We start from the raw sequence: 19,681 nt of genomic DNA on the forward strand, positions 1-19,681 counted from the left end.
CCGTGGTCAGGGGGGTGTTGGGGTGCACCACGGCATGGCTGACGAGGAGCCAGTCAACTACGGCCACGTGCGAGCTACCGCGGAGCGGGTTGAAAGCATGGTGCTGGTCGCGACGAACCGCGCCAACCTCGACGAGGACGCCGCTCTGCTTGCGGGGCTGGTGCGGCGCATGATCCGCGCGGACTACCCCAACCGGCTCCCCGCGACGATGGCCGTGTTCCGGGCCGCGTACCGGGTCCTCGACTCACCCGCGAACCCGACGCCGCTCGACAGCGACTACCGCGTGTACTCGCACGTGAAGAACCTCGGCCGCACGGCCAGCGCTCTGGCGGACGTCTTCGACCCGCGGCCGGCTGCCCGGTTCGTCGCGCGACCGGGGCTGCCGCCGGAGCAGCACACCTCCTGAGACCCCCGCTGCCGGGCCGCCTGTACGCGCCTGGCAGCGGGTTGGGCGGTCGCTCGTCCCCCGTCGGGCGGCCGCCCTGTTTCACCTGCCTGGACCGACACCCGACCACGGAACCCCGGCCCAGGCAGGCCACCTGACAGCAACCAGGCACGAGGGAGACTACGTGAGCACATCGAGTGAACCCCAGCCCGTGACCGGCTCGTCGAACGACGGCCACGTCCCGTCCGTACCGGCCATGGCTAGGATGCTGCTGGACGACGCGACGTTCGAGTCCTGCCGTCACACGGTCATGGACGCCAACCCCGATATGTCCGAGGAGATGGCCGGCCGCATCGTCGAGGAGGGCCTGAAGTTCGTCGCGGCCTGCTCCGCGAACCCTGACGTCGGGCTCGCGCCGTCGAGGATCGTGGACGAGGGCTGGCACGCTCTCCTGCTGCACACAGCGAAGTACGCGGAGCTGTGTGAGCAGCTCGGCGGAGGGTTCGTGCACCACTACCCGGGCTACGACCCGACGAACTACGACCCGCCGGTCCTCGACCGCACCCGGGAGAAGATCGCGGGACTCGACTGGGAGGCGGACCCTGAGCTGTGGGGGCCGCCGTCGGACGAGACGCTCGTGTCGGTGGCCGCGAAGTGCCAGCACGCACCGTCGTGTGCGATCCGTCCCATGCCGAAGCCGGAGTGGCCCGTAACCTGAGGGCGGAGGTGACGCATGTCCGAGTGGATCGACCCGCGGTACGCGGAGCTGGTCGCGGCGTGGAAGCGCGCGCAGCAGCCGGAGTCGCGTGACCCACAGCCCAAGCCGGTGAGAGGTTTCCTCGTCCCGTCCAAGGGCTGAGCAACTCCGGCCCGGCTGGTTCTCAGCGACCAGCCGGGCCGTTTGCGCGCTCCTGTGCAGTCGGCGCGCCCAGGCCTCCTGCTACCTGAGGAGGTCGGCAACGAGGACGCCCAGGGCGTGGGCGATGAGTAGCAGGTCCGAGAACTGAGGGTCCCTCTCGGCGTTCTCGTACCGCTGGATGGTGCGTCGGTCCACGCCCACGAGTTTCGCCAGCTGATCCTGTGAGAGCCCGGCCTTCCGGCGGAGCTCGGCGATGCGATGACCGAGCGCGACTCGATGGGGGAGGACCCAATCGGGTCGCGGCGTTCGGCGGGCTGGCACTCGACAAACACAAAGACGGAATCGATCATGTGTCAGTACCCAAGTGGTCGCTATCTGGCGATGGACTGGACGTGATCGAGCCAGGCGGGAGTGGGGGTCGACCCGCCCACCTCTCTGCGGCATATGCCAAACGCCGTAGAGCCGCTACGCTCTGATCTATTCGAACGCATGTTCACTCGAACGGGCGAATGACGCGGAACCTGTGCGTCCACTAGACAGGGGTGAGGGTCGAACCCGAGAACGTGCCGGCCGTCATTGCGGCTGCCCCCCTCTGTGGCGGTCCGGCACGGGGGCGCCCCCGCGCGCGAGTGCGGGGGCGTTCGCGCGCCGTGACCTGCGCAGACAGCTTGATCATTTAGGGGGAATTTAGGAGCCAGGGTCTTGTGGTGCTGTCGTGCACTGCCGTGACACTGGCGCGGCGCTGACGGGACGGTGGCGAGGCCGCATACGCGGATCACGTCTGTGACCTGGCTCTTAGTGCCCGTCACGGCAGGTCGGATCGCTGGCGCCACGGGCCCCCGCGCCACGTACAGCGACTCTTACAAGGCAGATGTCGGCGGTTCGAAACCGTCCGCGCCCACCGGGTTGGCAGCCCCTCGACCGTGATCGGTCGGGGGGCTGCTTGCGTTTTGGGGGCGGGGCAGGGGCGGTAATTGCGCATTAGGAATGGTTTGCGAGATGTGAAGAGAACGTGAAGCTGTCTTCCGTTATGGGGGTGTTCGGGGGGTTGGGGGGAGGGGGTGTCGCGCGGTAACTTCCGTCACTCCGTGGGGGTTTCACGCGACCTTCACGTGCGTGGACGTAGGCTTCACATATGGCCACTACTTCCGAACCCGTGACCGCACGGTCTGCTGCCGAGGTGAATGAGCGAATACGTGCCCTCTGGCTGAGTGCCGGAGGGCGGTTGAGCGCTGAGGAGCGGGTGGAGTACGAGGCGCTCGTGGTCGAGTGGGCCGCCAAGATGCGTGAGGCGGTGTGAAGGTCCCGAAGGGTGCGGGGGCTACTTCGGGTCGGGGGCGGGTTCTTCGGGGGCCCGCTTGAGGTTCATGCGGGCGTCCACCTTGTCCGGGCCCGATACGTCCTTCCAGTAGCGGTGGCACGTCACGAAGACCGCCAATTCGCGTTCCCGTTGGCGGAGCTTTTCGACCTCCGCCTGTTCGTCGGGGGTCCAGCCGGGGGAGGCGGGGCGTTCGCGCTTGCGCCAGCCGTGGTCGTCGCTGAAGCCGTCGAGGGGGTCCACCGACCACGGAAGCCGCTTCAGGAGGGCCAGGAGCTCCGCCCTGACCTGGTGCAGCTCCTCCTGGCCCGCCAGGAGGTCACTCGGGAAGTCATAGGTCGCTGCCACGCCGCAATGATACGTCTGTTCGATTTCTCGAAGCGAGCGTTGCCGGGCGTGTTCATTCGTACGTGTGTTTCGAACGCGCGTTCTTGGTGAAGCCGTGCGCGAGAGGCAGGGAGCGCGCGAGACTGGACGTATGTGCCGCAGCATCAAGACCCTTCGCCCGCCCGTCCTCCCCGAAGAGGCCACCGAGGAGGAGATCCGGGCCGCAGCCCTGCAGTACGTGCGGAAGGTGTCCGGCTTCCGGGCGCCCGCCGCGCACAACAAGGAGGTCTTCGACCGGGCCGTCGACGTCATCGCCCAGGCGACCGCCGACCTGCTCGACGGGCTCGAAGTCCGCGCCCAGGGGCGTCAGTTGGCCCGGGATGCGGCCGTCTGAGTTCGCTGGGGGGCTCCGGGTGGCTCAGGCCGCTCGTTCCGGTGACGGTGATGGTGCCGGTGCCGGGCGCCGTATCAAGTACGCCGCCCCCGCCCCCGCCGCGAACAGCGCGAGCAACGAAACCCCCGTGGCCAGCCAGCTCGCGCCGAGCCACTGGCCGCCGAAGTAGCCGAGGGCCACGCTGTACGCCGCCCAGGCCACGCCGGCGAGCGCCGACCACGGCAGGAACTCGCGGACCCGGCGATGAGCCGTACCCGCCGCGAACGAGACGATCGAACGGCCCGCCGGGGCGAACCGGGCGATGACCACGAGCACCCCGCCGCCGCCCCGGGCGAGCGCCCCGCCGAGACGCTCCTGCGCGCTGGTCAGGCGGCGGGAGCGGGCGATCGCGCGGTCGAGACGTTCGCCGCCCCGCCATGCGAGCCGGTACGCGACCAGGTCGCCGAGGACCGAAGCCGTAGCCGCCGAGAGGGTCAGGGCCAGGATCGACGGGACCTCGTGCGACACCTCCCCGGCCGCCGCGCCCGTGCCGGCCGTCACCGCGGTGGCCGCCGTGATGACCAGGACGCCGCTCGGCAGTACGGGCAGGAACACGTCGAGCAGTACCGAGAGGGACACCACCGCGTAGATCCACGGGCCGCCGCTCAACGACCCCACACTCTCCAGCACCGCGACTCCCCGTCCTCCGTGCTCGTGACTTCCCCGGTCAGCGACTGACGCCGCGTTGTCGCGGGGGGCGGCAGGGGCTGCTGATGACAGCTGTACAGCGTACGCCTCGGTGGTTACCGGAGAGTCGCAAGGGGCTCATGTGTTCTCCAGGTCACGTTCGCCCGGGTGCCGCGTGGCAGGCGGCGTACGGGGCGGAAGTCCCGTACGAACGACGCAGCGGGAGCACCCGGTCCCGGGAGCGAGAGAGCGCGAGAGGTGGAGTGGCGGGCGATGGTGGCTGGAGTGGGAATGGTGGCGGGGATGGCCGCGGCGGCTGTGTTCGCGGCGGGTGGCGGGACGGCGGGGGTGTACGGGGTGCGGAGCGAGGGGCAGTTCTCGCCGCCGAACGCCTTCGTGCCGTCGAGTGCGGTCACGTACGACATGGGCGTCGTGCCGGCCGGCGCGCGGATCGAGGTCACGCAGCGCGGCGGGTACGGGCGGATGGAGGTGAGCGTGCACGTCGACGGGCTGGCGCACGGGCGCGCGTACAGGGCCTGGGTGAGCCGGGGCGAGTGCGGTGGGGGTCCGGGTGCGAACCCCGGGCACTACCAGCACCGTCAGGACCCGGTGCAGCCGTCGGTCGACCCGGCCTATGCGAACCCGGAGAACGAGGTCCGGCTCGACTTCACCACGGACGCGAGTGGCGCGGGGGCGGCAACTGCCCGGCACGCGTGGGAGTTCCGGCCGGGCGAGGCGCGCTCCGTGGTCTTGGATTCGGCGCCGGGCGGAGTCGGCGCACGGGTCGCGTGCTTCACGGTGCCGTTCGAGTCGCCGGGGCGAGGCGCGGGGGAGGGGTGACGGGGAGGGGTGACGCGGACGCCCCCGTTCCAGGCCCTGGGGTGGACCGGAAACGGGGGCGATCGTGAGTGAGTGAGTGAGTGAGTGAGTGAGTGAGTGAGTGAGTGAGTGAGTGAGTGAGTGAGGCGGCGGGCCGGGGTGGCGCTGGGCCGGGGAGCGCCGCTACGTAGGTGAGCCCGGCGCCGCCGTACCCACCCGGCACATCACACCGTCGCAGGCTCCCGCTCCGCCGTCGCAGACGTCTCCGTACGCTCCGCGCCCCCGCCCAACAGCCGGTCCACGCCCAGCGCGCCCGAGCCCGTGAAGACCAGAAGCAGCATCGCCCAGCAGAACATCGCCGAGGACTCGCCGCCGTTCTGGAGGGGCCACAGGGCCTCCGGCTGGTGGACGACGAAGTACGCGTAGGCCATCGAACCGGAGGATATGAAGGCCGCGGCGCGGGTGCCGAGGCCGAGGGCGACCAGGCCGCCGCCGGCGAGCTGGATGACGGCCGCGAACCAGCCGGGCCAGGCGCCGGCCGGGACCGAACCACCGCCCATCGCTCCGCCGAGGACGCCGAAGAGCGAGGCGGCGCCGTGGCAGGCGAAGAGGCCGCCCACGACGATGCGGAAGAGGCCGAGGGCGTAGGGCTGGGCGTTGTCGAGACGTCCAGTCATGAGGGGACTCCTTGAGTTCGTTGGGGGGCGAACCGATGGGAGGCCAAAGGTTAGGTGAGGCTAACCTCTCCTTGCAAGTTCAATATTTGGCCAAGAGTGCTGGTCGGCGCCGGGCTCGCAGGGGTCCGCGTCGGCCGTACACAAGACGGCCCGCGCGACCGCGTCGGCGTCCGACAAGGTCGCCGAACCCACCCCCGGGCGAGCCCCCGCCGCCGTCCCCCAATGCACCCCCTCGGTGAGCACCCCGAACGCGAACCTCCTTGCATGTGGCCTGTCTTGACGGTTGATCAGGCAGTACGGGCGAGGGGTGACATCCAGCCCGCCCGCCACGTACCCGTCGAGCGTGTGCGGCCGTACCTGGCCCGTCTTCAGGAGCCCCGCACCGCCATTCGGCCGGTACGCATTCGCAGAGCACGCGTGCGCCGAGTCCACCGGGCTCGCGCCGAGCCCACCGGTCACCCGGGTTCACTGAGTACGGACTCCGCCGTCTCCCGCAGCTCCGTCGCTCCCTCCCGAGCAGCCCGCGCCTGATGGAGCTGCAGCCGCGCCGCGCGCCCGCGCATGGTCAGCGTCATCAGCTGGTTCCCGAACCAGGGCCCGCCCGTCCTGCGCCACGACACCGGGGGAGTGGCGAGCCGGCCGTGCCGGGCGAACCGCCGTCCCAGGGCACGCCCGAAACGGCTCCAGCCGAGACGGAACCCGGCCTTCATCACCCCGGGGATGGAGTTGTGCACCGGCGAGCACGTCAGCTGGACGACGCGCGCGGCCGGGCCCCGCGCCCCCGCGGGCCACGTGGGTTCGGCGACGTACGCGTGGTGGACGTCGCCCGACAGCACGCACACCGTCGCCGGGGCGCCCGCGCCGCCGCCCGCCTCGGCGATCAGCGCCGTCAGCGCGTCGAACGACGTGGGGAACGCCGCCCAGTGCTCCAAGTCGGCCCGCCTGCGCACCTGTTCACCGAACCCGGCCCAGCGCGCCCCGCGCTCGCCCCGGCACATCGCCGCGTTCCACCCCTCGACGTCATGCACGAGATGCGGCAGCAGCCAGGGCAACGAGGTCCCGATCAGCAGATGGTCGTACGCCCCGGAGGGAGCCCCGGCCGGAGTGCCGGAGGGAGCCCCAGCCGGAGTGCTGGAGGAATCCAGCACCTGCTCCCGCAGCCACCCCGCCTCCCTTTCGTCCAGCATCGACCGCTCCCCGTCCGCCAGGACCCGCGCCGCCCGCGTGTCCACCATCAGCAGCCGTACGCGGCCGAAGTCGCGGCGGTAGCTCCAGCGGACGGACGGCGGGTCGGCGTCGGCGCGGGCGGCGAACTCCCTGAGCGGGTCCGTCCCGTCGGGGTCCGCGCACACCTCGGCGTAGACCGGGTCGGCGGCGAGTTCGGCGGGCGACAGATTGCCCAGGTGCTGATGGACCCAGTACGACATGAGGCCGCTCAGGATCCGCTCGTTCCACCAGTCGGTGGCGCGCATCTCGGCGAGCCACGCGGCGCTCGTGTTCCAGTCGTCGATGACATCGTGGTCGTCGAAGATCATGCAACTGGGCACCGTGGACAGCAGCCAGCGCACTTCCGGGTGGAGCCACGATTCGTAGTAGAGCCGGGTGTACTCCTCGTAGTCCGCGACCTGGGGTCCCGGTGGGTCGCGCAGGTCGCGGCGGGCGCCGAGGTAGCGGCGGGTGGCCGGCGAGGTCTCGTCCGCGTAGACCTGGTCGCCGAGCAGGAGCAGGACATCGGGCGGCTCGGCGCCGGGAGCGGCGGCGAGCTGTCCGGCGAGGGCGCCCAGCGCGTCGGGGCCCACCGGGTCGTGCCCGCCGGCGGGCGGCGCGGCCCACCGGCACGAGCCGAACGCGACGCGGAGCGGGCGTGCCGGATCGTCGTACGCGGGCGTGCGGATCACGCTGGGCGGGAACGGCGAGTCCGCGAGCGGCCACACGCGGGCACCGTCGAGCAGCACCTCGTACGCCGTCGCGCTCCCCGGGGCGAGACCGGTCACCGGGACGAGCGCGTAGTGGTGGCCGCAGATCTGGAACGTGTGGGCGCGCCCCGACGAGCCGTCCGTGCAGCGCACTTCGGCGGTGCACGGACGGCTCGCCTCGACCCAGACGGTCGCCGACGACTCGTCCACGTATCTCAGCAGCGGTCCAAGTCGCAGCTCTGCCACGTGTTTCAGCCTCCTTGATCGCCCCGTACGGTACGGAACGAGGGAGGCGGATGGCGAGGTTCCGGGAACGCAGGCTTCCGCGATCTACCCGTCAGGGGCAGCTAGCAGCCGCTCAGATAAGTCGTCAGCGCACTCTTCTCCGCCGGGTCCACGCTGAGGTTGTAGTAGTGCTTCACCTGCACCCACATCCGGACGTACGTGCACTTGTACGCGGCCCGCGACGGCATCCAGGTGGCCGGGTCCTGGTCGCCCTTGGACTGGTTGACGTTGTCGGTGACGGCGATGAGCTGGGGGCGGGTGAGGTCGTTGGCGAAGGCCTGGCGCTGGGCGGTGGTCCAGGCGTTCGCGCCGGACTTCCAGGCCTCGGATAGCGGGACGACGTGGTCGATGTCGACGTCGGACGAGGCCTTCCAGGTCGCGCCGTCGTACTCGGAGTACCAGGAGCCGGACGTGGCCGCGCAACTGGAGTCGGTCACGACGTTCGTGCCGTCGCGCTTGAGGACGACCTCGCGGGTGTTGCACGTGCCGGACTGCGTGATCCAGTGCGGGAAGAGGGTGCGGCTGTAGCCGTCGGAGGAACCTTCGGCCTTGACCGTGAGCTGGGCGAGGTACGTGCGGGCGGTGGCCCCGCTGACCGGTGTGGGGGGAGAGGCCTGCGCGGCCGGGCCGTTCAGCAGGGTGAGGGCGGAGACGACGACGGCGGTGGCCCCGAGTGCGGCGGCGCGTCGACGCGCGTAGAGCGTGCGCATGTGAACTCCCTTGGCGTGGGGGGAAGTTGGCCTGACGGTTCGGTCATGCTGGCGCTCCGGGGTTTCCGGGAGATGTGCGCCGAGTGACAGGGTCGCGTCAACGTCACGTACACATCAAGGGGGCGTACGGGACTTGTCGCGGGGTGTGCGGGACGTGAGGGGATCTGGTCCCGATCCGGCCTTGCGCGGACCGGAATCGACCGCCGGGCGACCGGGGGTGACGTGGGTCATGCCGGATCGCTCGGGCGTTCGCCTAGACTGGGCGGTGCAGAAGGGGAGTAGCTCTTCGCCGGACCGTCGACATACTGCTCAGCTCGTCTGAGCCGGCGCCCGGAGGCAGGACCCGTACACCGGGGCCGGCCAGCGAGACCTTCGGCAGAGCAGTGCTTCATGTGCGGACACGACTGTGTGCGTACCTGTGCGCTGCCGTGCCGAGGTGTCGTACGCGAATTCCCCTCACTCTCGGCCGGCAGCCCGACCGATTGAGGAATCTTGATCAGCTTCAGCGTGATGGCGGTCGTCTTCGGCGTCATCTTTCTTGCCGAGCTCCCGGACAAGACCGCGCTCGCCGGACTCGTCCTGGGCACGCGCTACCGCGCCTCGTACGTCTTCGTCGGTGTCGCCGCCGCCTTCGCCGTCCATGTCGCGCTCGCCGTCGCGGCCGGCAGTGTCCTGACCCTCTTGCCGCAGCAGCTCGTGCACGCCCTGACCGGTGTGCTCTTCCTCGGCGGCGCGGCGGTCCTGCTGCTGAAGAAGGCCGAGGAGGAGGAAGAGGTCCGCAAGCCCAAGGACCAGAGCTTCTGGAAGGTCTCCGGCGCGGGCTTCATGCTCATCCTGGTCGCGGAGTTCGGTGACCTGACGCAGATCATGACCGCGAACCTCGCCGCCCGGTACAACGACCCGCTCTCCGTCTCTCTCGGCGCGGTCCTCGGCCTGTGGGCCGTCGCGGCCCTCGGCATCGTCGGCGGCAAGGCCCTGATGAAGCGGGTGCCGCTCGCGCTGATCACGAAGATCGCCGCGGTCCTGATGATCGCGCTCGGGGTGTGGAGCCTTTACGAGGCGGTGGCTGCGTAGGCGGCCTGTGTTCGGTGCGGGGGCGGGCCGCGCGCCCGGTGCGGGGTGGGCCATGTGCCGAGGCCTGCGCCGGGCCACGCATCCGCCCTGCACGCCGAGCCGCGCGCCCCGTACACGTACCCGCCCCCCGCTGACCTGCACAGCTGGCGTACCCCCCGCCCCCCTTTGTATGGTCGAGGAACAAAGTGGTTCCGCCCATCTCACCCTGACCGGTGGGCGGGGCCACCTTGGTCTCACTTCTGGAGGACCCGCCGATGACGGCCACCACTGTTCTGTCCGCCCGCGCCCTGCTGCTCGACATGGACGGCACGCTGGTCAACTCCGACGCGGTGGTCGAGCGCTGCTGGCGGCGCTGGGCCGACCGCCAGGGCCTCGACGGCGACGAGGTCGTGAAGGTCGTCCACGGCCGCCAGGGCTACGCGACCATGGCCCTCCTGCTGCCCGGCCGCCCCATGGCCGAGAACCACGCCGACAACGCCCGGATGCTCGCCGAGGAGACCGCCGACGTCGACGGCGTCGTCCCTGTGCCCGGCGCCGCCGAGTTCCTGGCCGCCCTGCGCACCGGCGGCCTCGCGCACGCCCTCGTGACCTCCGCCGACGTCGCCCTCTCCGGCCGCCGCATGGCCGCCGCCGGTCTCCCGCAGCCCGACCTGCGGATCACCGCCGAGAGCGTGGGCGCCAGCAAGCCCGACCCCGAGGGGTTCCTCAAGGCCGCCGCCGAGCTGGGCGTCGACCCGGCCGACTGCGTCGTCTTCGAGGACTCCGAGGCCGGCATCGCGGCCGGCAGGGCCGCAGGGATGCGCGTCGTCGGGGTAGGGCCGCGCGCGGGCGCGCACGCTCCGACGGCACTGGTGGAGGACCTGACGCGGGTGCGGGTCGAGGCGGGCCCGGACGGCGGGATCCTGCTGCACATCGGGTAGTTCGGGCGCGGGAGTCCCCGTACGGGCACCGGTCCCGCCCTCTCCCCGACAGGCCAAATCCGGGCGCACGCACCATCCTGTAGATGGCATAGCCCCGCCGGCGGTGTCCGGCGGGGCTTCTCAGGAGGTGTCCATGACCCAGGACGCTGGCGGGGGACCTCCCCCCACGGACCTGACGCAAGGCCCAGCCGGGGACCACACCGGACCCGCGACCGGTGCCGGGAACGGCCGGCGCGGAGTGCTGGTCTCGATCGGCGCGCTGCTGCTCGGCATGTTGCTCGCGGCCCTCGACCAGACGATCGTCTCGACGGCGCTGCCGACCATCGTCAGCGACCTCGGCGGCCTGGAACACCTGTCCTGGGTCGTGACCGCGTATCTGCTGGCGTCCACGGCCGCCACGCCGCTGTGGGGCAAGCTCGGCGACCAGTACGGCCGCAAGAAGCTCTTCCAGACGGCGATCGTCATCTTCCTGATCGGCTCGGCCCTGTGCGGCATGGCACGGAACATGCCCGAGCTCATCGGCTTCCGTGCCCTCCAGGGACTCGGCGGCGGCGGCCTCATGGTGCTGTCCATGGCGATCGTCGGCGACATCGTCCCGCCCCGCGAACGCGGCAAGTACCAGGGCCTGTTCGGCGCGGTCTTCGGCGCGACCAGCGTGCTCGGCCCGCTGCTCGGCGGCCTGTTCACCCAGCACCTCAGCTGGCGCTGGGTCTTCTACGTCAACCTGCCGATCGGCGTCATCGCGCTCCTGGTCATCGCCGCGATGCTGCACATCCCCGTACGGTCCACGAAGCACACGATCGACTACCTCGGCACGTTCCTGATCGCGTCCGTCGCGACCTGTCTCATCCTGGTCGCCTCGCTAGGCGGGACGACCTGGGCGTGGGGATCGGTGCAGATCATCGGGCTCCTGGTCGTCGGCGTCGTGCTCGGCGTCGCGTTCATCCAGGTCGAGAAGCGGGCGGCGGAGCCGGTTCTTCCGCTGAAGCTGTTCCGCATCCGTACGTTCACGCTGTCCGCCGTCATCAGCTTCGTCGTCGGCTTCGCCATGTTCGGCGCCATGACGTACCTGCCGACGTTCCTCCAGGTCGTGAGGGGTGTCTCGCCGACGTTGTCGGGCGTGCACATGCTGCCCATGGTCTTCGGCCTGCTGCTCTCCTCGACGGCGTCCGGCCAGATCGTCAGCCGCACGGGCCGCTGGAAGGTCTTCCCTGTCGCCGGCACCGGCATCACCGCCATCGGCCTGCTCCTCCTGCACCAGCTCGACGAGCACAGCTCCACCGCCCTGATGAGCACCTACTTCTTCGTCTTCGGCCTGGGCCTCGGCCTCGTCATGCAGGTCCTCGTCCTGATCGTGCAGAACGCCGTCTCGTACGAGGACCTGGGCGTCGCCACGTCCGGTGCGACGTTCTTCCGCTCCATCGGCGCGTCGTTCGGCGTCGCGATCTTCGGCACCGTCTTCGCGAGCCGCCTGGGCGCCAAACTCACGTCCGCGCTCGCCGGCCAGGCTCTCCCACCGGGTGTCAGCGCCAACGCCCTCAAGGCCGACCCGCGCGGCATCCACAGCCTCCCGCCCACCGTGCGCGGCCCCGTCCTGCACGCCTACGCGTCGTCCATCACCGACGTCTTCCTCTACGCCGCCCCGGTCGCCGTCGTCGCCTTCGTCCTGTCCTGGTTCCTGCGCGAGGACAAGCTGCGCGGCTCCGTCACCGCACCCGACGTCACCGAGACCCTGGCCAGCAACCCCGTGGAGCGCTCCTCGCACGACGAGTGCGCGCGGGCCCTGTCCACCCTCGGCACCCGCGAGGGCCGCCGCGAGATCTACGAGAAGATCACCGAACGCGCGGGCTACGACCTGCTGCCCGCGTCCAGTTGGCTGCTCCTGCGCATCAAGCGGTACGGGTGGGCGGAGCCGGCCGTGCTCGCCGAGCGCAGCACCGTACCGCTGCACGTGATCATCGCGGCGGTGCGGCAGGTGGAGGAGCGGCATCTCGTCTGGCGCGAGGGCATCGACCTCATCCTCACGGAGGAGGGCCGCGTGGTCGCCGGCCGCTTGTCCAAGTCGCGCGAGGACTCGCTCGCCGAACTCCTCGGCGACTGGTGGGGCCCGGACCGCCCCACGGACCTCGTCAAACTCGTCGCCGAGCTCAACGAGGAGCTGTGCGGCTCGGACGAGGAACGCCCACACGACGGCCAGCCGTCCCGCCCGCCACGCCCGGGTCTGGCGACCGGCACCTGACGACTCTCAGGCGAGCTGCTTGGCGTACCAGTGCTCCGAGTACGGGTCGTCGTTGTACCGGGCCGTCTCCTCGTAACCGTGCCGCGTGTACAGCGTCCGGGACTCGATCAGGTCGCTGCGGGTGTCGAGGACGAGCCGCTGGGCGCCGAGTTCGCGCGCGGCGCTCTCGGCGCGCGTGAGCAGCAGGGAGGCGCCGCCCTTCCCGCGCAGCTCGGGCCGCAGGAAGACCCGCTTCAGCTCGGCGGTCGACGAGTCGAGCAGCCGCACGCCCGCGGTCCCGGCCGGCTCGCCTCGGTAGCGCGCGACCAGCAGCACCCCGCCCGGCGCGGCGAGATAGTCCCCGGTGTCGGCCGCGACCTCACGCTCCAGCTCACCGGGATCGGTCGCACGCCCCTCGTGCAGCAGGTACCAGCGGTCGCTGACCTCGGTGTAGTACGTGCGCCAGAGCAGCGCGGCGACAGGCGAGTCGAACGGCTCGGGGGCGACGGTCCAGGGCGAGTCCATGACGCATTGTCGACGCGCCCCCGCCGCCCCACGCAAGCGGTTTTGCCCACCCCGCACGCTTCTCGCGAAACGGGCCCACGAATCAGGCCTATGAATCAGGCCCACGAATCAGGCCTACGACTTGGGCGCCGCCTGCTGCACGACCTCGAAGGACCACACCGACGACCCGCTCGCGGCCGGCTTCGGGCGGTCGCCGCCACCCTGGCCACCCTGGTGGGCCGCCTTCATCGGGCCCTCCATCCACGCCTGGAACGACGCCTCGTCACGCCAGCGGGTGTACACCAGGTAGTCGTCCGTGCCCTCGATCGGGCGAAGCAGCTCGAACCACTCGAAGCCGTCGGAGTTCTCCACGGCGCCGGCGCGCGACGCGAACCGCTTCTCCAGGGTCTCCCGCTGCTCGGCCGGGACGGTCAGGACGTTGATCTTCACGATGCTCATGCCGCCCATCCTCGCGCACCCCCGTGTGAGGACGGCGTCAGGTCCCCTGGGGGTGTCGGGTGTGCCAGTCGCGGACGATCTCCTCGACGTCGTACGGCTTGAGGCCGAGTGGTGGGCCGGGTGGGGGCTTGAACATCATGTCGCGGATCTTGACGTTGATCTCGGTGACGATCTTGCGGACGATCCGTTCGGAGGGGGCCCGTGCCGCCTCGGCGAGCGCGTCCTCGGCCTCCTTGCGCAGGGCGAGTGACGGAGGCAGCACCGAGAAGCCCTCGCGGGCCATCTTCCGCTTGATCCACCAGTTCTCGTCGTACGTCGTGTCGTCCGTCACCGGCAGCGGCTTGCCCGCGCCGGGGAGGTGGGAGAAGTCGCCCGCGCGCTCCGCGTCGCGGATCTGCTTGTCGACCCATGACTCGAAGCTGACGTCCGGAGGCTTGCGTTCGGTCATGCCGCCATTGTCCCAGAGGGCGTACCACGGAGGCAGGGCACAAATTAGGATGCGGCCTCGGCGGAACCCGGTTCCGGGGGCCGCGAAGACCGAAGGAGCTGTGCGGTGCTGGAGCTGACCATGGCCTCCGTCGCGGGGGCGGGCGCGGACTCGGCGACGGCCGGGATGCTGATGGCCGACGCGCCGAGCGAGCCGGGAGCCGTACTGCGCGTCGGGCGCGACCGGAACGTGTGCCGGCTCGCGACGCCCGACGACTGGCTGTTCGTGTCCCGCGTCCACCTGGAGTTCCGGTGCGGGCCCGACGGCGCGTGGACCGTGTTCTGGCTGCGCGGCTCGCACGACGAACCCTCCTCCGAGGTACGCCTCACGCTCACCGGCGGAACGCCGCAGTACCTCGTCTACGGGGGCGCCGCGACGCTCGCGCCGGGCGCGTCCGGCGAGGTCGTGGTCCAGGACCGCTCCCAGGACCGCAGCGTGAACGTCGGCTTCTACCACGAGATTTGATCGACCGTCAGAATCACGCGAGTACGCGGGCCAGCGCGAAGCCGTCGTAACCCTTCGCCCCGACCGTCTGGATCGCCGTGCCGTCCAGCTTCGGGTGGTCGGCGATCAGCTGGAGCGCGGCGCGCGTGCCGACGATGTCGAGCGCGGTGCCGGAGTCGTCCGTGACCTGGCCGCCGCGTACGACGTTGTCGACGACGATCACGCTGCCGGGGTGGGTCAGCCGCACCGCCCACTCGACGTAGTTCCCGTTGTTGACCTTGTCGGCGTCGATGAAGACGAGGTCGAACGGGTCGGGGTGGTCGGCCGCGACGACGGGCAGCGATTCGAGGGCGGGGCCGACGCGGACCTCGGCGATCTTGCCGAGGCCTGCGCGGGCGAGGTTGGCGCGGGCCACCTCGGCGTGCCGGGGGTCGTACTCCAGGGAGACGAGGACGCCGTCCGCGGGCAGGGCGAGGCCCAGCCAGATCGTGCTGTACCCACCGAGCGTGCCGATCTCCAGGACGCGGCGCGCGCCCTGGATCCGGGCGAGCAGGTGCAGGAACTTGCCCTGGTTCGGGGCGACGTTGATGTGCGGGAGGCCCGCCGCCTCGCTGGCCGCGAGGGCTTCGGTGAGGGCCTCGTCGGCCGGGGCGAGGAGGCCGGTCAGGTAGTCGTCGACAGCGGTCCACTGGTCTTCGGGTGCGTGCTCAGCCATGGCCCCATGATGAGCGCACCGGGTGGCCGGCCGCGCGCCGATTCGGGAGCCGCCCGGCCCCGCGCCCGATTCAGCCCATCGGCGGCGGGGCGGGCACGGGCCCGCGCGACCGGCGGCGCAGCGCGACGACGACGGCCGCGGCCACCAGCAGGAGCAGCGGCAGGGCCACGGTGAGCAGCCACACCGGCACGCCGCCGACGGTCAGGAGCTCGTCGTTCCACACGACGGTCCGGTACGGTGCGTCGCTCGCGGTGCGCCGCAGCTCGTGGTCGTCGTAGATGCGCGAGGGCTGGGGAAACGCCTGCGTGAGCGCGGTCAGATAGCGCTCGCCGCCGGCGAACTCGGCCAGGGCGCCGCTCGTCCGGGCGGGGATCCGGCCCGCGTATGCCACCTCGGGGGCGTCGCCGCCGATGGACGAGCGCGGCTCCATGCGGTGCCCGGCGAGCACGTAGAGGCGCAGGTGCTGGGTGTTGGCGGCGAGCCGGGACAGCCGCATCGGGTAGACGAGGCCGTCGCTCGCGAAGCTGAGGTGGAGCGGGTCGAGCGTGCCGCCGAGCACGCCGTTCGCGTCGGCGGGGGCGAGGCGGATCGCCACGTACTCCCAGCCCTTGTCGACGTACGGGCGCAGCGCGGTGTCGAGGCGGTCGGGGAGCTGGTAGCCGTTCTCGTGGAGCCAGTCGGCGAGGGCCTTCGGGTCGGTCGCGGTGAGGCGGGCGACGTCGAACGGGCCGAGGTGCTCGCGGTCGACGACGCCGACCGGGCCGCCGGGCCGGGGAGCGGCCGCGACGCCGTCGCCGCTGCCGCCCGCGAGCGGCCAGTCGTCGTCGCCCGGCCAGAAGTGGTGCCGGGTGCGCACGACCGGCTTCGTCACCTCCCGCAACTGCGAGAACAGCCCCGGATCGCCCAGCTCGACGCCCGCGGACCCGGGTCGGGAACAGCGCCGGGAGCGCGGACGGCATCGCCGCCGTGAAGCAGACGAGGAGCAGGCCGAGCGCGCCGAGGCCCAGCGCGACCGCCCACAGGCCACCGTTGCGGATCAGGAGCATGGCCGGGATCGACAGGGCGAAGAAGCCGACACAGCCCGCAGCGATCACCGGACGGCGGCCGAGGCTGTCGGACAGCTTGCCCGCGAACGGCTGGACGATCATCATCAGCGCCATCACGCCGAGGATCAGCAGGAGCCCGTGCGTCTCGTTGTAGTGCAGCTGGCCGGTCAGGTAGCTCGGCATGTACGAGAGCAGCATGTAGTCGGTGACGTTGAAGACGAGGACCAGGCCGATGCACAGGAGCATCGCCTTCCACTGGCCGGTCACCATCTCGCGCACCCGCACCTTGGGGCGGGACTTCTCCGACTTCTCGGCGGCGGCAGCGGCCGCGGCGAACGCCGGGGTCTCCTCGAGACGCATCCGCAGGTAGAGGCCGATGATGCCCATCGGGCCCGCGATCAGGAACGGGATGCGCCAGCCCCAGGCCACCAGGTCGTGCGAGGACAGCAGGGCCGTCATCAGGGTCACCAGGCCCGCACCGCCGATGTAACCGGCGAGCGTGCCGAACTCCAGCCAGCTCCCGAAGAAGCCGCGCTTCTTGTCGGGCGCGTACTCGGCGATGAACGTCGACGCGCCGCCGTACTCACCACCGGTCGAGAAGCCCTGCACCAGGCGGGCCGCGATCAGCATGACCGGCGCCCAGACGCCGATCGTCGCGTACGACGGGATCAGGCCGATGGCGAACGTGCCCGCCGCCATCATGATCATGGTGATGGCGAGGACCTTCTGCCGGCCGACGCGGTCACCCAGCGGGCCGAAGACCATGCCGCCCAGCGGACGGATGAGGAACGCGGCGGCGAAGGCACCGAAGGTCGACAGGAGCTGGGCCGTGGGGTTGCCCGACGGGAAGAAGACCTTGCCGAGCGTGACGGCGATGTAGCTGTAGACGCCGAAGTCGAACCACTCCATCGCGTTGCCGAGTGCCGCCGCCTTGACCGCGCGCTTCACGAGCGCCGGGTCGGTGACGGTGACCTCTGGTGATGACCCCCCGCCGGGGGCCTTGGTCTCGGGTGCGACGGAAAGAGCGCTCGACAAGGGTCTGCTCGCCTGCTTTCAACGGGGACAGGGACACGTCCGGGTCACGGACGAGGCCGCCCACGAGGGGGCGGCCTGAAACCGACCATAGGGGCAGTGCGGATCGTTACGGGTAGTGTTCGCGTCGCTGCGCACAGCGGCAAAAGTGGGTCCGGCCAGGCATGACGCACCGGATCTGACGTGGAGTTATGGGATAAACCTGTGACCTATGTCGCGGCCTCCGGCTGCAACCACGCGGGCCTCACACCATTGTCATCCGGTCAAAATCCGGTGACGGTCAGGTGAATGTGGGGTTGTACGCGTCTGACCTCGGGGGTAATGCGAGCCTCGTGGGACAGACGATTGACGGGAGGGCCGGCGGCGCGTGGCGAACGTGGAGCGGGGAGTGGGCAAAGCGTTGGGGGCGGGGGCCGCGACGGGACGGCTGGGGATGGCCCGGGCGGGCCTCTGGCTGATCGCCGCGTTCCTCGCGGTACGCCAGGTCGTGGCCGTACTGAGCACCCCGAGCGGTGAACGCCTCGCGGATCTGGAGACCTGGATCGGCCCCGAGGGCGTCCTGCATGTGAAGGGCCCCCTCTACGACGCCGGCCAGTTCACCGGTACCCCCTTCGGGGGGCTTGTGCTCAAACCCCTCGCCAGCGGCGCCGAACAGTCGCTCGGCTGGGCCTGGACCTTCGGCACGCTCGGCCTCGTCGTCGTCCTCGGTCTCGTGGCCGCGCGCGCCCTGCCCGCGCCCGTCACCCGGCGCAGCGCCCTGCTCGCCGCCCCCGTCGCGATCAGCCTCCTCATGCTGTCCCTCCCGGTGCGCAACACCCTGCACCTGGGCCAGACCAGCATCATCCCGGTCCTCCTCGTCCTCCTCGGCTGTTTCACCGCGCGCGGCGAGCGCAGCTCGGGGCTGCTCATCGGCCTCGGCGCCGCGCTCCAGCCCGCCGTCCTCGTCTTCGCGCCGCTCCTGTGGTTCACCGGCCGCAGACGGGCCGCCGTGTCCTCCGGCGTCACGTTCGCCGCGTGCACGCTCCTCGCGTGGGCCGCGATGCCGCGCGACTCGTGGACGTACTGGGTGCACCACGTGGCCGGCGCCGGGCTCGGCCCGCACCCCGACGGGCTCGCCAACCAGTCGCTGCACGGCGCGCTCCTGCGCCTCGGCCTGCACGGTCCCCTGGAGATCGGGCTGTTCCTGGTCCTGGGCGCCGTGGTCGCCGTGGTCGGCCTGCGGCGGGCCGTCCACTACGCCGAGGACGGGCAGCTCCTCCTCGCCGTCGCCCTCACCGGCTGTGTCGCCGTCGCCGTGTCGCCCACGAGCTGGCAGCACCAGCTCCTGTGGCTGCTCCTCGCGGTCGTCGGCCGGGTCGGCCGGACGGTGTCCGCCCGCTGGGTGTGGCCGGTCGCGGTCGTCCTGGTGATGACGCTCCCCGCGAGGATGGTGCTGCCGGACGTGACGGTGGCCCACCCCCTGCGGGACAACCTCGTGCTGATCGCCGTGATCGCCGCGGCCACGCTCGTGCCGTTCCTGTCCCGCACGGCCCCCGAGTACCGCGCTCCGATCCCCACCGAGTACGCGCGGCCCGTCCCGGCGCGCTGGTCCTGGGTGCCGCTCGTGCCGGTGTGGCGCCGGGTCCTGACCCGCCCGAACCTGCTGCTCGAACTCCTCCTGATCCGCATCGTCTACACCGCGTACCAGCAGGTCAGACTGGCCGCCACGGGAGGCCGGGCCGTCGCCGAGGCGCACGGCACGCAGATCCACTCCCTGGAGCAGGCCCTCGGCATCGACATAGAACACTGGGCCAACCACGCGGTGGTGAAGGTCCCCTGGCTCCAGGGGTTCTTCGACTTCTACTACGAGTCGTTCCACTTCTTCGTACCGCTGACCGTCCTCGGCGTCCTCTACGTCTGGCGGCCCGCCCAGTACCGCTGGGCCCGCTCCGCGCTCGGCTTCGCCACGCTCCTCGCCCTGATCGGCTTCTGGTTCTACCCGCTCGCCCCGCCGCGCCTGATGCCCACGCTCGGCTTCATCGACACGGTGCACGGCGTCCAGGACTTCTCCAAGCCGGACTACGGCGCGCTGACCGCGCTCACCAACCAGTACGCGGCCATGCCCTCGCTGCACTTCGGCTGGGCCCTGTGGTGCGGGCTCGTCATCGCGATCATCGCCCCGAAGTGGTGGATGAAGGCGCTCGGTCTGATGCACCCTCTGTTCACCGTCTCCGCGATCATCGCGACCGGCAACCACTGGGTGCTCGACGCGGTGGGCGGCGCGACGGTCGTCGGCGCGGGCTTCGCCCTCACGTACGTCCTGTCGGGACCGCGGGCGCGCCCCACGACGGACGTCCGTCCGATGATTCCGCGCCAGGCCGGCGAGCGGCAGACCGCAACGGCAGAACCCCACCGGACGTGAGCAGCCTCGTCCGGTGGGGTGGTCA

At 71.1% G+C, this 19,681-nt stretch carries 22 protein-coding genes and 2 pseudogenes; 11 read left to right on the forward strand and 13 right to left on the reverse strand.

Going from position 1 to position 19,681, the window contains the following annotated elements; all coding sequences use genetic code 11:
- Positions 1 to 97: 97 nt before the first annotated feature.
- From ABZ893_RS19890 to ABZ893_RS19900, 3 genes are all read left to right on the forward strand, one after another.
- Entirely contained in the window at positions 98 to 406 is a 309-nt protein-coding gene (locus tag ABZ893_RS19890; protein ID WP_361405137.1) for a hypothetical protein, read from the forward strand.
- A 163-nt stretch (positions 407 to 569) separates the two neighbouring features.
- Positions 570 to 1,103 (forward strand): hypothetical protein, encoded by a 534-nt coding sequence (locus ABZ893_RS19895; protein ID WP_361405140.1) that lies wholly within the window; start codon positions 570 to 572, stop codon positions 1,101 to 1,103.
- A gap of 15 nt (positions 1,104 to 1,118) precedes the next feature.
- Positions 1,119 to 1,244: a hypothetical protein gene (locus ABZ893_RS19900; protein WP_361405143.1), complete on the forward strand. Its 126-nt coding sequence runs from the start codon at positions 1,119 to 1,121 to the stop codon at positions 1,242 to 1,244.
- A gap of 81 nt (positions 1,245 to 1,325) precedes the next feature.
- Here the strand turns inward: ABZ893_RS19900 and ABZ893_RS19905 are convergent, their stop codons facing one another.
- Complete coding sequence (locus ABZ893_RS19905; RefSeq protein WP_361405146.1) at positions 1,326 to 1,688, reverse strand: helix-turn-helix transcriptional regulator; 363 nt, start codon at positions 1,686 to 1,688, stop codon at positions 1,326 to 1,328.
- Between the two features lie 691 nt (positions 1,689 to 2,379).
- Here ABZ893_RS19905 and ABZ893_RS19910 point away from each other — a divergent pair.
- Positions 2,380 to 2,544 (forward strand): hypothetical protein, encoded by a 165-nt coding sequence (locus ABZ893_RS19910; RefSeq protein WP_361405149.1) that lies wholly within the window; start codon positions 2,380 to 2,382, stop codon positions 2,542 to 2,544.
- Positions 2,545 to 2,565: 21 nt separating this feature from the next.
- Here ABZ893_RS19910 and ABZ893_RS19915 read toward each other — a convergent pair whose 3' ends face one another.
- Positions 2,566 to 2,910 carry a hypothetical protein gene (locus tag ABZ893_RS19915; RefSeq protein ID WP_361405152.1) on the reverse strand — a complete coding sequence of 115 codons (345 nt, stop codon included), beginning with the start codon at positions 2,908 to 2,910 and terminating at the stop codon, positions 2,566 to 2,568.
- 130 nt (positions 2,911 to 3,040) lie between these two features.
- Here ABZ893_RS19915 and ABZ893_RS19920 point away from each other — a divergent pair, with 130 nt between their 5' ends.
- Positions 3,041 to 3,283 carry a DUF2277 domain-containing protein gene (locus tag ABZ893_RS19920; RefSeq protein WP_361405154.1) on the forward strand — a complete coding sequence of 81 codons (243 nt, stop codon included), beginning with the start codon at positions 3,041 to 3,043 and terminating at the stop codon, positions 3,281 to 3,283.
- A 24-nt stretch (positions 3,284 to 3,307) separates the two neighbouring features.
- On the opposite strand, the gene ABZ893_RS19925 is transcribed toward ABZ893_RS19920, so the two are convergent.
- Complete coding sequence (locus ABZ893_RS19925; RefSeq protein ID WP_361405157.1) at positions 3,308 to 3,952, reverse strand: VTT domain-containing protein; 645 nt, start codon at positions 3,950 to 3,952, stop codon at positions 3,308 to 3,310.
- Positions 3,953 to 4,222: 270 nt separating this feature from the next.
- On the opposite strand from ABZ893_RS19925, the gene ABZ893_RS19930 reads away from it, so the two are divergent.
- Positions 4,223 to 4,789 carry a superoxide dismutase family protein gene (locus tag ABZ893_RS19930; protein ID WP_361405160.1) on the forward strand — a complete coding sequence of 189 codons (567 nt, stop codon included), beginning with the start codon at positions 4,223 to 4,225 and terminating at the stop codon, positions 4,787 to 4,789.
- A gap of 203 nt (positions 4,790 to 4,992) precedes the next feature.
- On the opposite strand, the gene ABZ893_RS19935 is transcribed toward ABZ893_RS19930, so the two are convergent.
- The 4 genes and pseudogenes from ABZ893_RS19935 to ABZ893_RS19950 all read right to left on the reverse strand — a co-directional run bounded on the left by ABZ893_RS19935 (position 4,993) and on the right by ABZ893_RS19950 (position 8,356).
- The gene (locus ABZ893_RS19935; protein ID WP_361405163.1) at positions 4,993 to 5,445 is read right to left on the reverse strand and encodes a DoxX family protein; all 453 of its coding nucleotides are present in this window, start codon (positions 5,443 to 5,445) and stop codon (positions 4,993 to 4,995) included.
- Positions 5,446 to 5,505: 60 nt separating this feature from the next.
- A pseudogene (locus ABZ893_RS19940) lies at positions 5,506 to 5,826 on the reverse strand (FAD-binding protein); the annotation flags it as partial.
- 74 nt (positions 5,827 to 5,900) lie between these two features.
- Positions 5,901 to 7,607, reverse strand: coding sequence for an alkaline phosphatase D family protein (locus ABZ893_RS19945; protein ID WP_361405166.1), 1,707 nt, complete (start codon positions 7,605 to 7,607; stop codon positions 5,901 to 5,903).
- A gap of 101 nt (positions 7,608 to 7,708) precedes the next feature.
- On the reverse strand, positions 7,709 to 8,356 hold the full coding sequence (locus ABZ893_RS19950) for an HNH endonuclease family protein (RefSeq protein ID WP_361405169.1): 648 nt from the start codon (positions 8,354 to 8,356) through the stop codon (positions 7,709 to 7,711).
- A gap of 492 nt (positions 8,357 to 8,848) precedes the next feature.
- On the opposite strand from ABZ893_RS19950, the gene ABZ893_RS19955 reads away from it, so the two are divergent.
- The 3 genes from ABZ893_RS19955 (at position 8,849) to ABZ893_RS19965 (ending at position 12,589) form a co-directional block, all read left to right on the forward strand.
- Entirely contained in the window at positions 8,849 to 9,430 is a 582-nt protein-coding gene (locus ABZ893_RS19955; protein WP_361405172.1) for a TMEM165/GDT1 family protein, read from the forward strand.
- A 254-nt stretch (positions 9,431 to 9,684) separates the two neighbouring features.
- Positions 9,685 to 10,350 (forward strand): HAD-IA family hydrolase, encoded by a 666-nt coding sequence (locus tag ABZ893_RS19960; RefSeq protein ID WP_361405175.1) that lies wholly within the window; start codon positions 9,685 to 9,687, stop codon positions 10,348 to 10,350.
- Between the two features lie 133 nt (positions 10,351 to 10,483).
- Positions 10,484 to 12,589, forward strand: a complete 2,106-nt coding sequence (locus ABZ893_RS19965) for an MFS transporter (RefSeq protein ID WP_361405178.1) — start codon at positions 10,484 to 10,486, stop codon at positions 12,587 to 12,589.
- 6 nt (positions 12,590 to 12,595) lie between these two features.
- On the opposite strand, the gene ABZ893_RS19970 is transcribed toward ABZ893_RS19965, so the two are convergent.
- The 3 genes from ABZ893_RS19970 to ABZ893_RS19980 all read right to left on the reverse strand — a co-directional run bounded on the left by ABZ893_RS19970 (position 12,596) and on the right by ABZ893_RS19980 (position 13,979).
- The gene (locus ABZ893_RS19970) at positions 12,596 to 13,093 is read right to left on the reverse strand and encodes a GNAT family N-acetyltransferase (protein WP_361405180.1); all 498 of its coding nucleotides are present in this window, start codon (positions 13,091 to 13,093) and stop codon (positions 12,596 to 12,598) included.
- A 114-nt stretch (positions 13,094 to 13,207) separates the two neighbouring features.
- Entirely contained in the window at positions 13,208 to 13,531 is a 324-nt protein-coding gene (locus ABZ893_RS19975; protein ID WP_361405183.1) for an antibiotic biosynthesis monooxygenase, read from the reverse strand.
- Between the two features lie 37 nt (positions 13,532 to 13,568).
- Positions 13,569 to 13,979 carry a DUF1992 domain-containing protein gene (locus ABZ893_RS19980; protein ID WP_361405185.1) on the reverse strand — a complete coding sequence of 137 codons (411 nt, stop codon included), beginning with the start codon at positions 13,977 to 13,979 and terminating at the stop codon, positions 13,569 to 13,571.
- A 105-nt stretch (positions 13,980 to 14,084) separates the two neighbouring features.
- On the opposite strand from ABZ893_RS19980, the gene ABZ893_RS19985 reads away from it, so the two are divergent.
- The gene (locus ABZ893_RS19985) at positions 14,085 to 14,483 is read left to right on the forward strand and encodes a hypothetical protein (protein WP_361405188.1); all 399 of its coding nucleotides are present in this window, start codon (positions 14,085 to 14,087) and stop codon (positions 14,481 to 14,483) included.
- 13 nt (positions 14,484 to 14,496) lie between these two features.
- Here ABZ893_RS19985 and ABZ893_RS19990 read toward each other — a convergent pair whose 3' ends face one another.
- From ABZ893_RS19990 to ABZ893_RS20000, 3 genes and pseudogenes are all read right to left on the reverse strand, one after another.
- Positions 14,497 to 15,177, reverse strand: coding sequence for an O-methyltransferase (locus tag ABZ893_RS19990; RefSeq protein WP_361405191.1), 681 nt, complete (start codon positions 15,175 to 15,177; stop codon positions 14,497 to 14,499).
- A gap of 70 nt (positions 15,178 to 15,247) precedes the next feature.
- Positions 15,248 to 16,048, reverse strand: a complete 801-nt coding sequence (locus ABZ893_RS19995; protein WP_361405194.1) for a DUF2330 domain-containing protein — start codon at positions 16,046 to 16,048, stop codon at positions 15,248 to 15,250.
- Between the two features lie 46 nt (positions 16,049 to 16,094).
- A pseudogene (locus ABZ893_RS20000) lies at positions 16,095 to 17,258 on the reverse strand (MFS transporter); the annotation flags it as partial.
- A 430-nt stretch (positions 17,259 to 17,688) separates the two neighbouring features.
- Here ABZ893_RS20000 and ABZ893_RS20005 point away from each other — a divergent pair.
- Positions 17,689 to 19,656 carry a bifunctional glycosyltransferase 87/phosphatase PAP2 family protein gene (locus ABZ893_RS20005; RefSeq protein ID WP_361405777.1) on the forward strand — a complete coding sequence of 656 codons (1,968 nt, stop codon included), beginning with the start codon at positions 17,689 to 17,691 and terminating at the stop codon, positions 19,654 to 19,656.
- The last annotated feature ends 25 nt before the right edge of the window (positions 19,657 to 19,681 follow it).

Source organism: Streptomyces sp. NPDC046821, assembly GCF_040645335.1.
GTDB lineage: Bacteria > Actinomycetota > Actinomycetes > Streptomycetales > Streptomycetaceae > Streptomyces.

What these genes read in the sequence shown, in the direction of transcription:
- ABZ893_RS19905 (WP_361405146.1), bottom strand. Translation starts at nt 1,688, where the DNA reads ATGCCGCAGAGAGGTGGGCGGGTCGACCCCCACTCCCGCCTGGCTCGA.
- ABZ893_RS19960 (WP_361405175.1), top strand. Translation starts at nt 9,685, where the DNA reads ATGACGGCCACCACTGTTCTGTCCGCCCGCGCCCTGCTGCTCGACATG.
- ABZ893_RS19965 (WP_361405178.1), top strand. Translation starts at nt 10,484, where the DNA reads ATGACCCAGGACGCTGGCGGGGGACCTCCCCCCACGGACCTGACGCAA.
- ABZ893_RS19930 (WP_361405160.1), top strand. Translation starts at nt 4,223, where the DNA reads ATGGTGGCTGGAGTGGGAATGGTGGCGGGGATGGCCGCGGCGGCTGTG.
- ABZ893_RS19910 (WP_361405149.1), top strand. Translation starts at nt 2,380, where the DNA reads ATGGCCACTACTTCCGAACCCGTGACCGCACGGTCTGCTGCCGAGGTG.
- ABZ893_RS19920 (WP_361405154.1), top strand. Translation starts at nt 3,041, where the DNA reads ATGTGCCGCAGCATCAAGACCCTTCGCCCGCCCGTCCTCCCCGAAGAG.
- ABZ893_RS19935 (WP_361405163.1), bottom strand. Translation starts at nt 5,445, where the DNA reads ATGACTGGACGTCTCGACAACGCCCAGCCCTACGCCCTCGGCCTCTTC.
- ABZ893_RS19990 (WP_361405191.1), bottom strand. Translation starts at nt 15,177, where the DNA reads ATGGCTGAGCACGCACCCGAAGACCAGTGGACCGCTGTCGACGACTAC.
- ABZ893_RS19900 (WP_361405143.1), top strand. Translation starts at nt 1,119, where the DNA reads ATGTCCGAGTGGATCGACCCGCGGTACGCGGAGCTGGTCGCGGCGTGG.
- ABZ893_RS19980 (WP_361405185.1), bottom strand. Translation starts at nt 13,979, where the DNA reads ATGACCGAACGCAAGCCTCCGGACGTCAGCTTCGAGTCATGGGTCGAC.
- ABZ893_RS19950 (WP_361405169.1), bottom strand. Translation starts at nt 8,356, where the DNA reads ATGCGCACGCTCTACGCGCGTCGACGCGCCGCCGCACTCGGGGCCACC.
- ABZ893_RS19890 (WP_361405137.1), top strand. Translation starts at nt 98, where the DNA reads ATGGTGCTGGTCGCGACGAACCGCGCCAACCTCGACGAGGACGCCGCT.
- ABZ893_RS19970 (WP_361405180.1), bottom strand. Translation starts at nt 13,093, where the DNA reads ATGGACTCGCCCTGGACCGTCGCCCCCGAGCCGTTCGACTCGCCTGTC.
- ABZ893_RS19975 (WP_361405183.1), bottom strand. Translation starts at nt 13,531, where the DNA reads ATGAGCATCGTGAAGATCAACGTCCTGACCGTCCCGGCCGAGCAGCGG.
- ABZ893_RS20005 (WP_361405777.1), top strand. Translation starts at nt 17,689, where the DNA reads ATGGCCCGGGCGGGCCTCTGGCTGATCGCCGCGTTCCTCGCGGTACGC.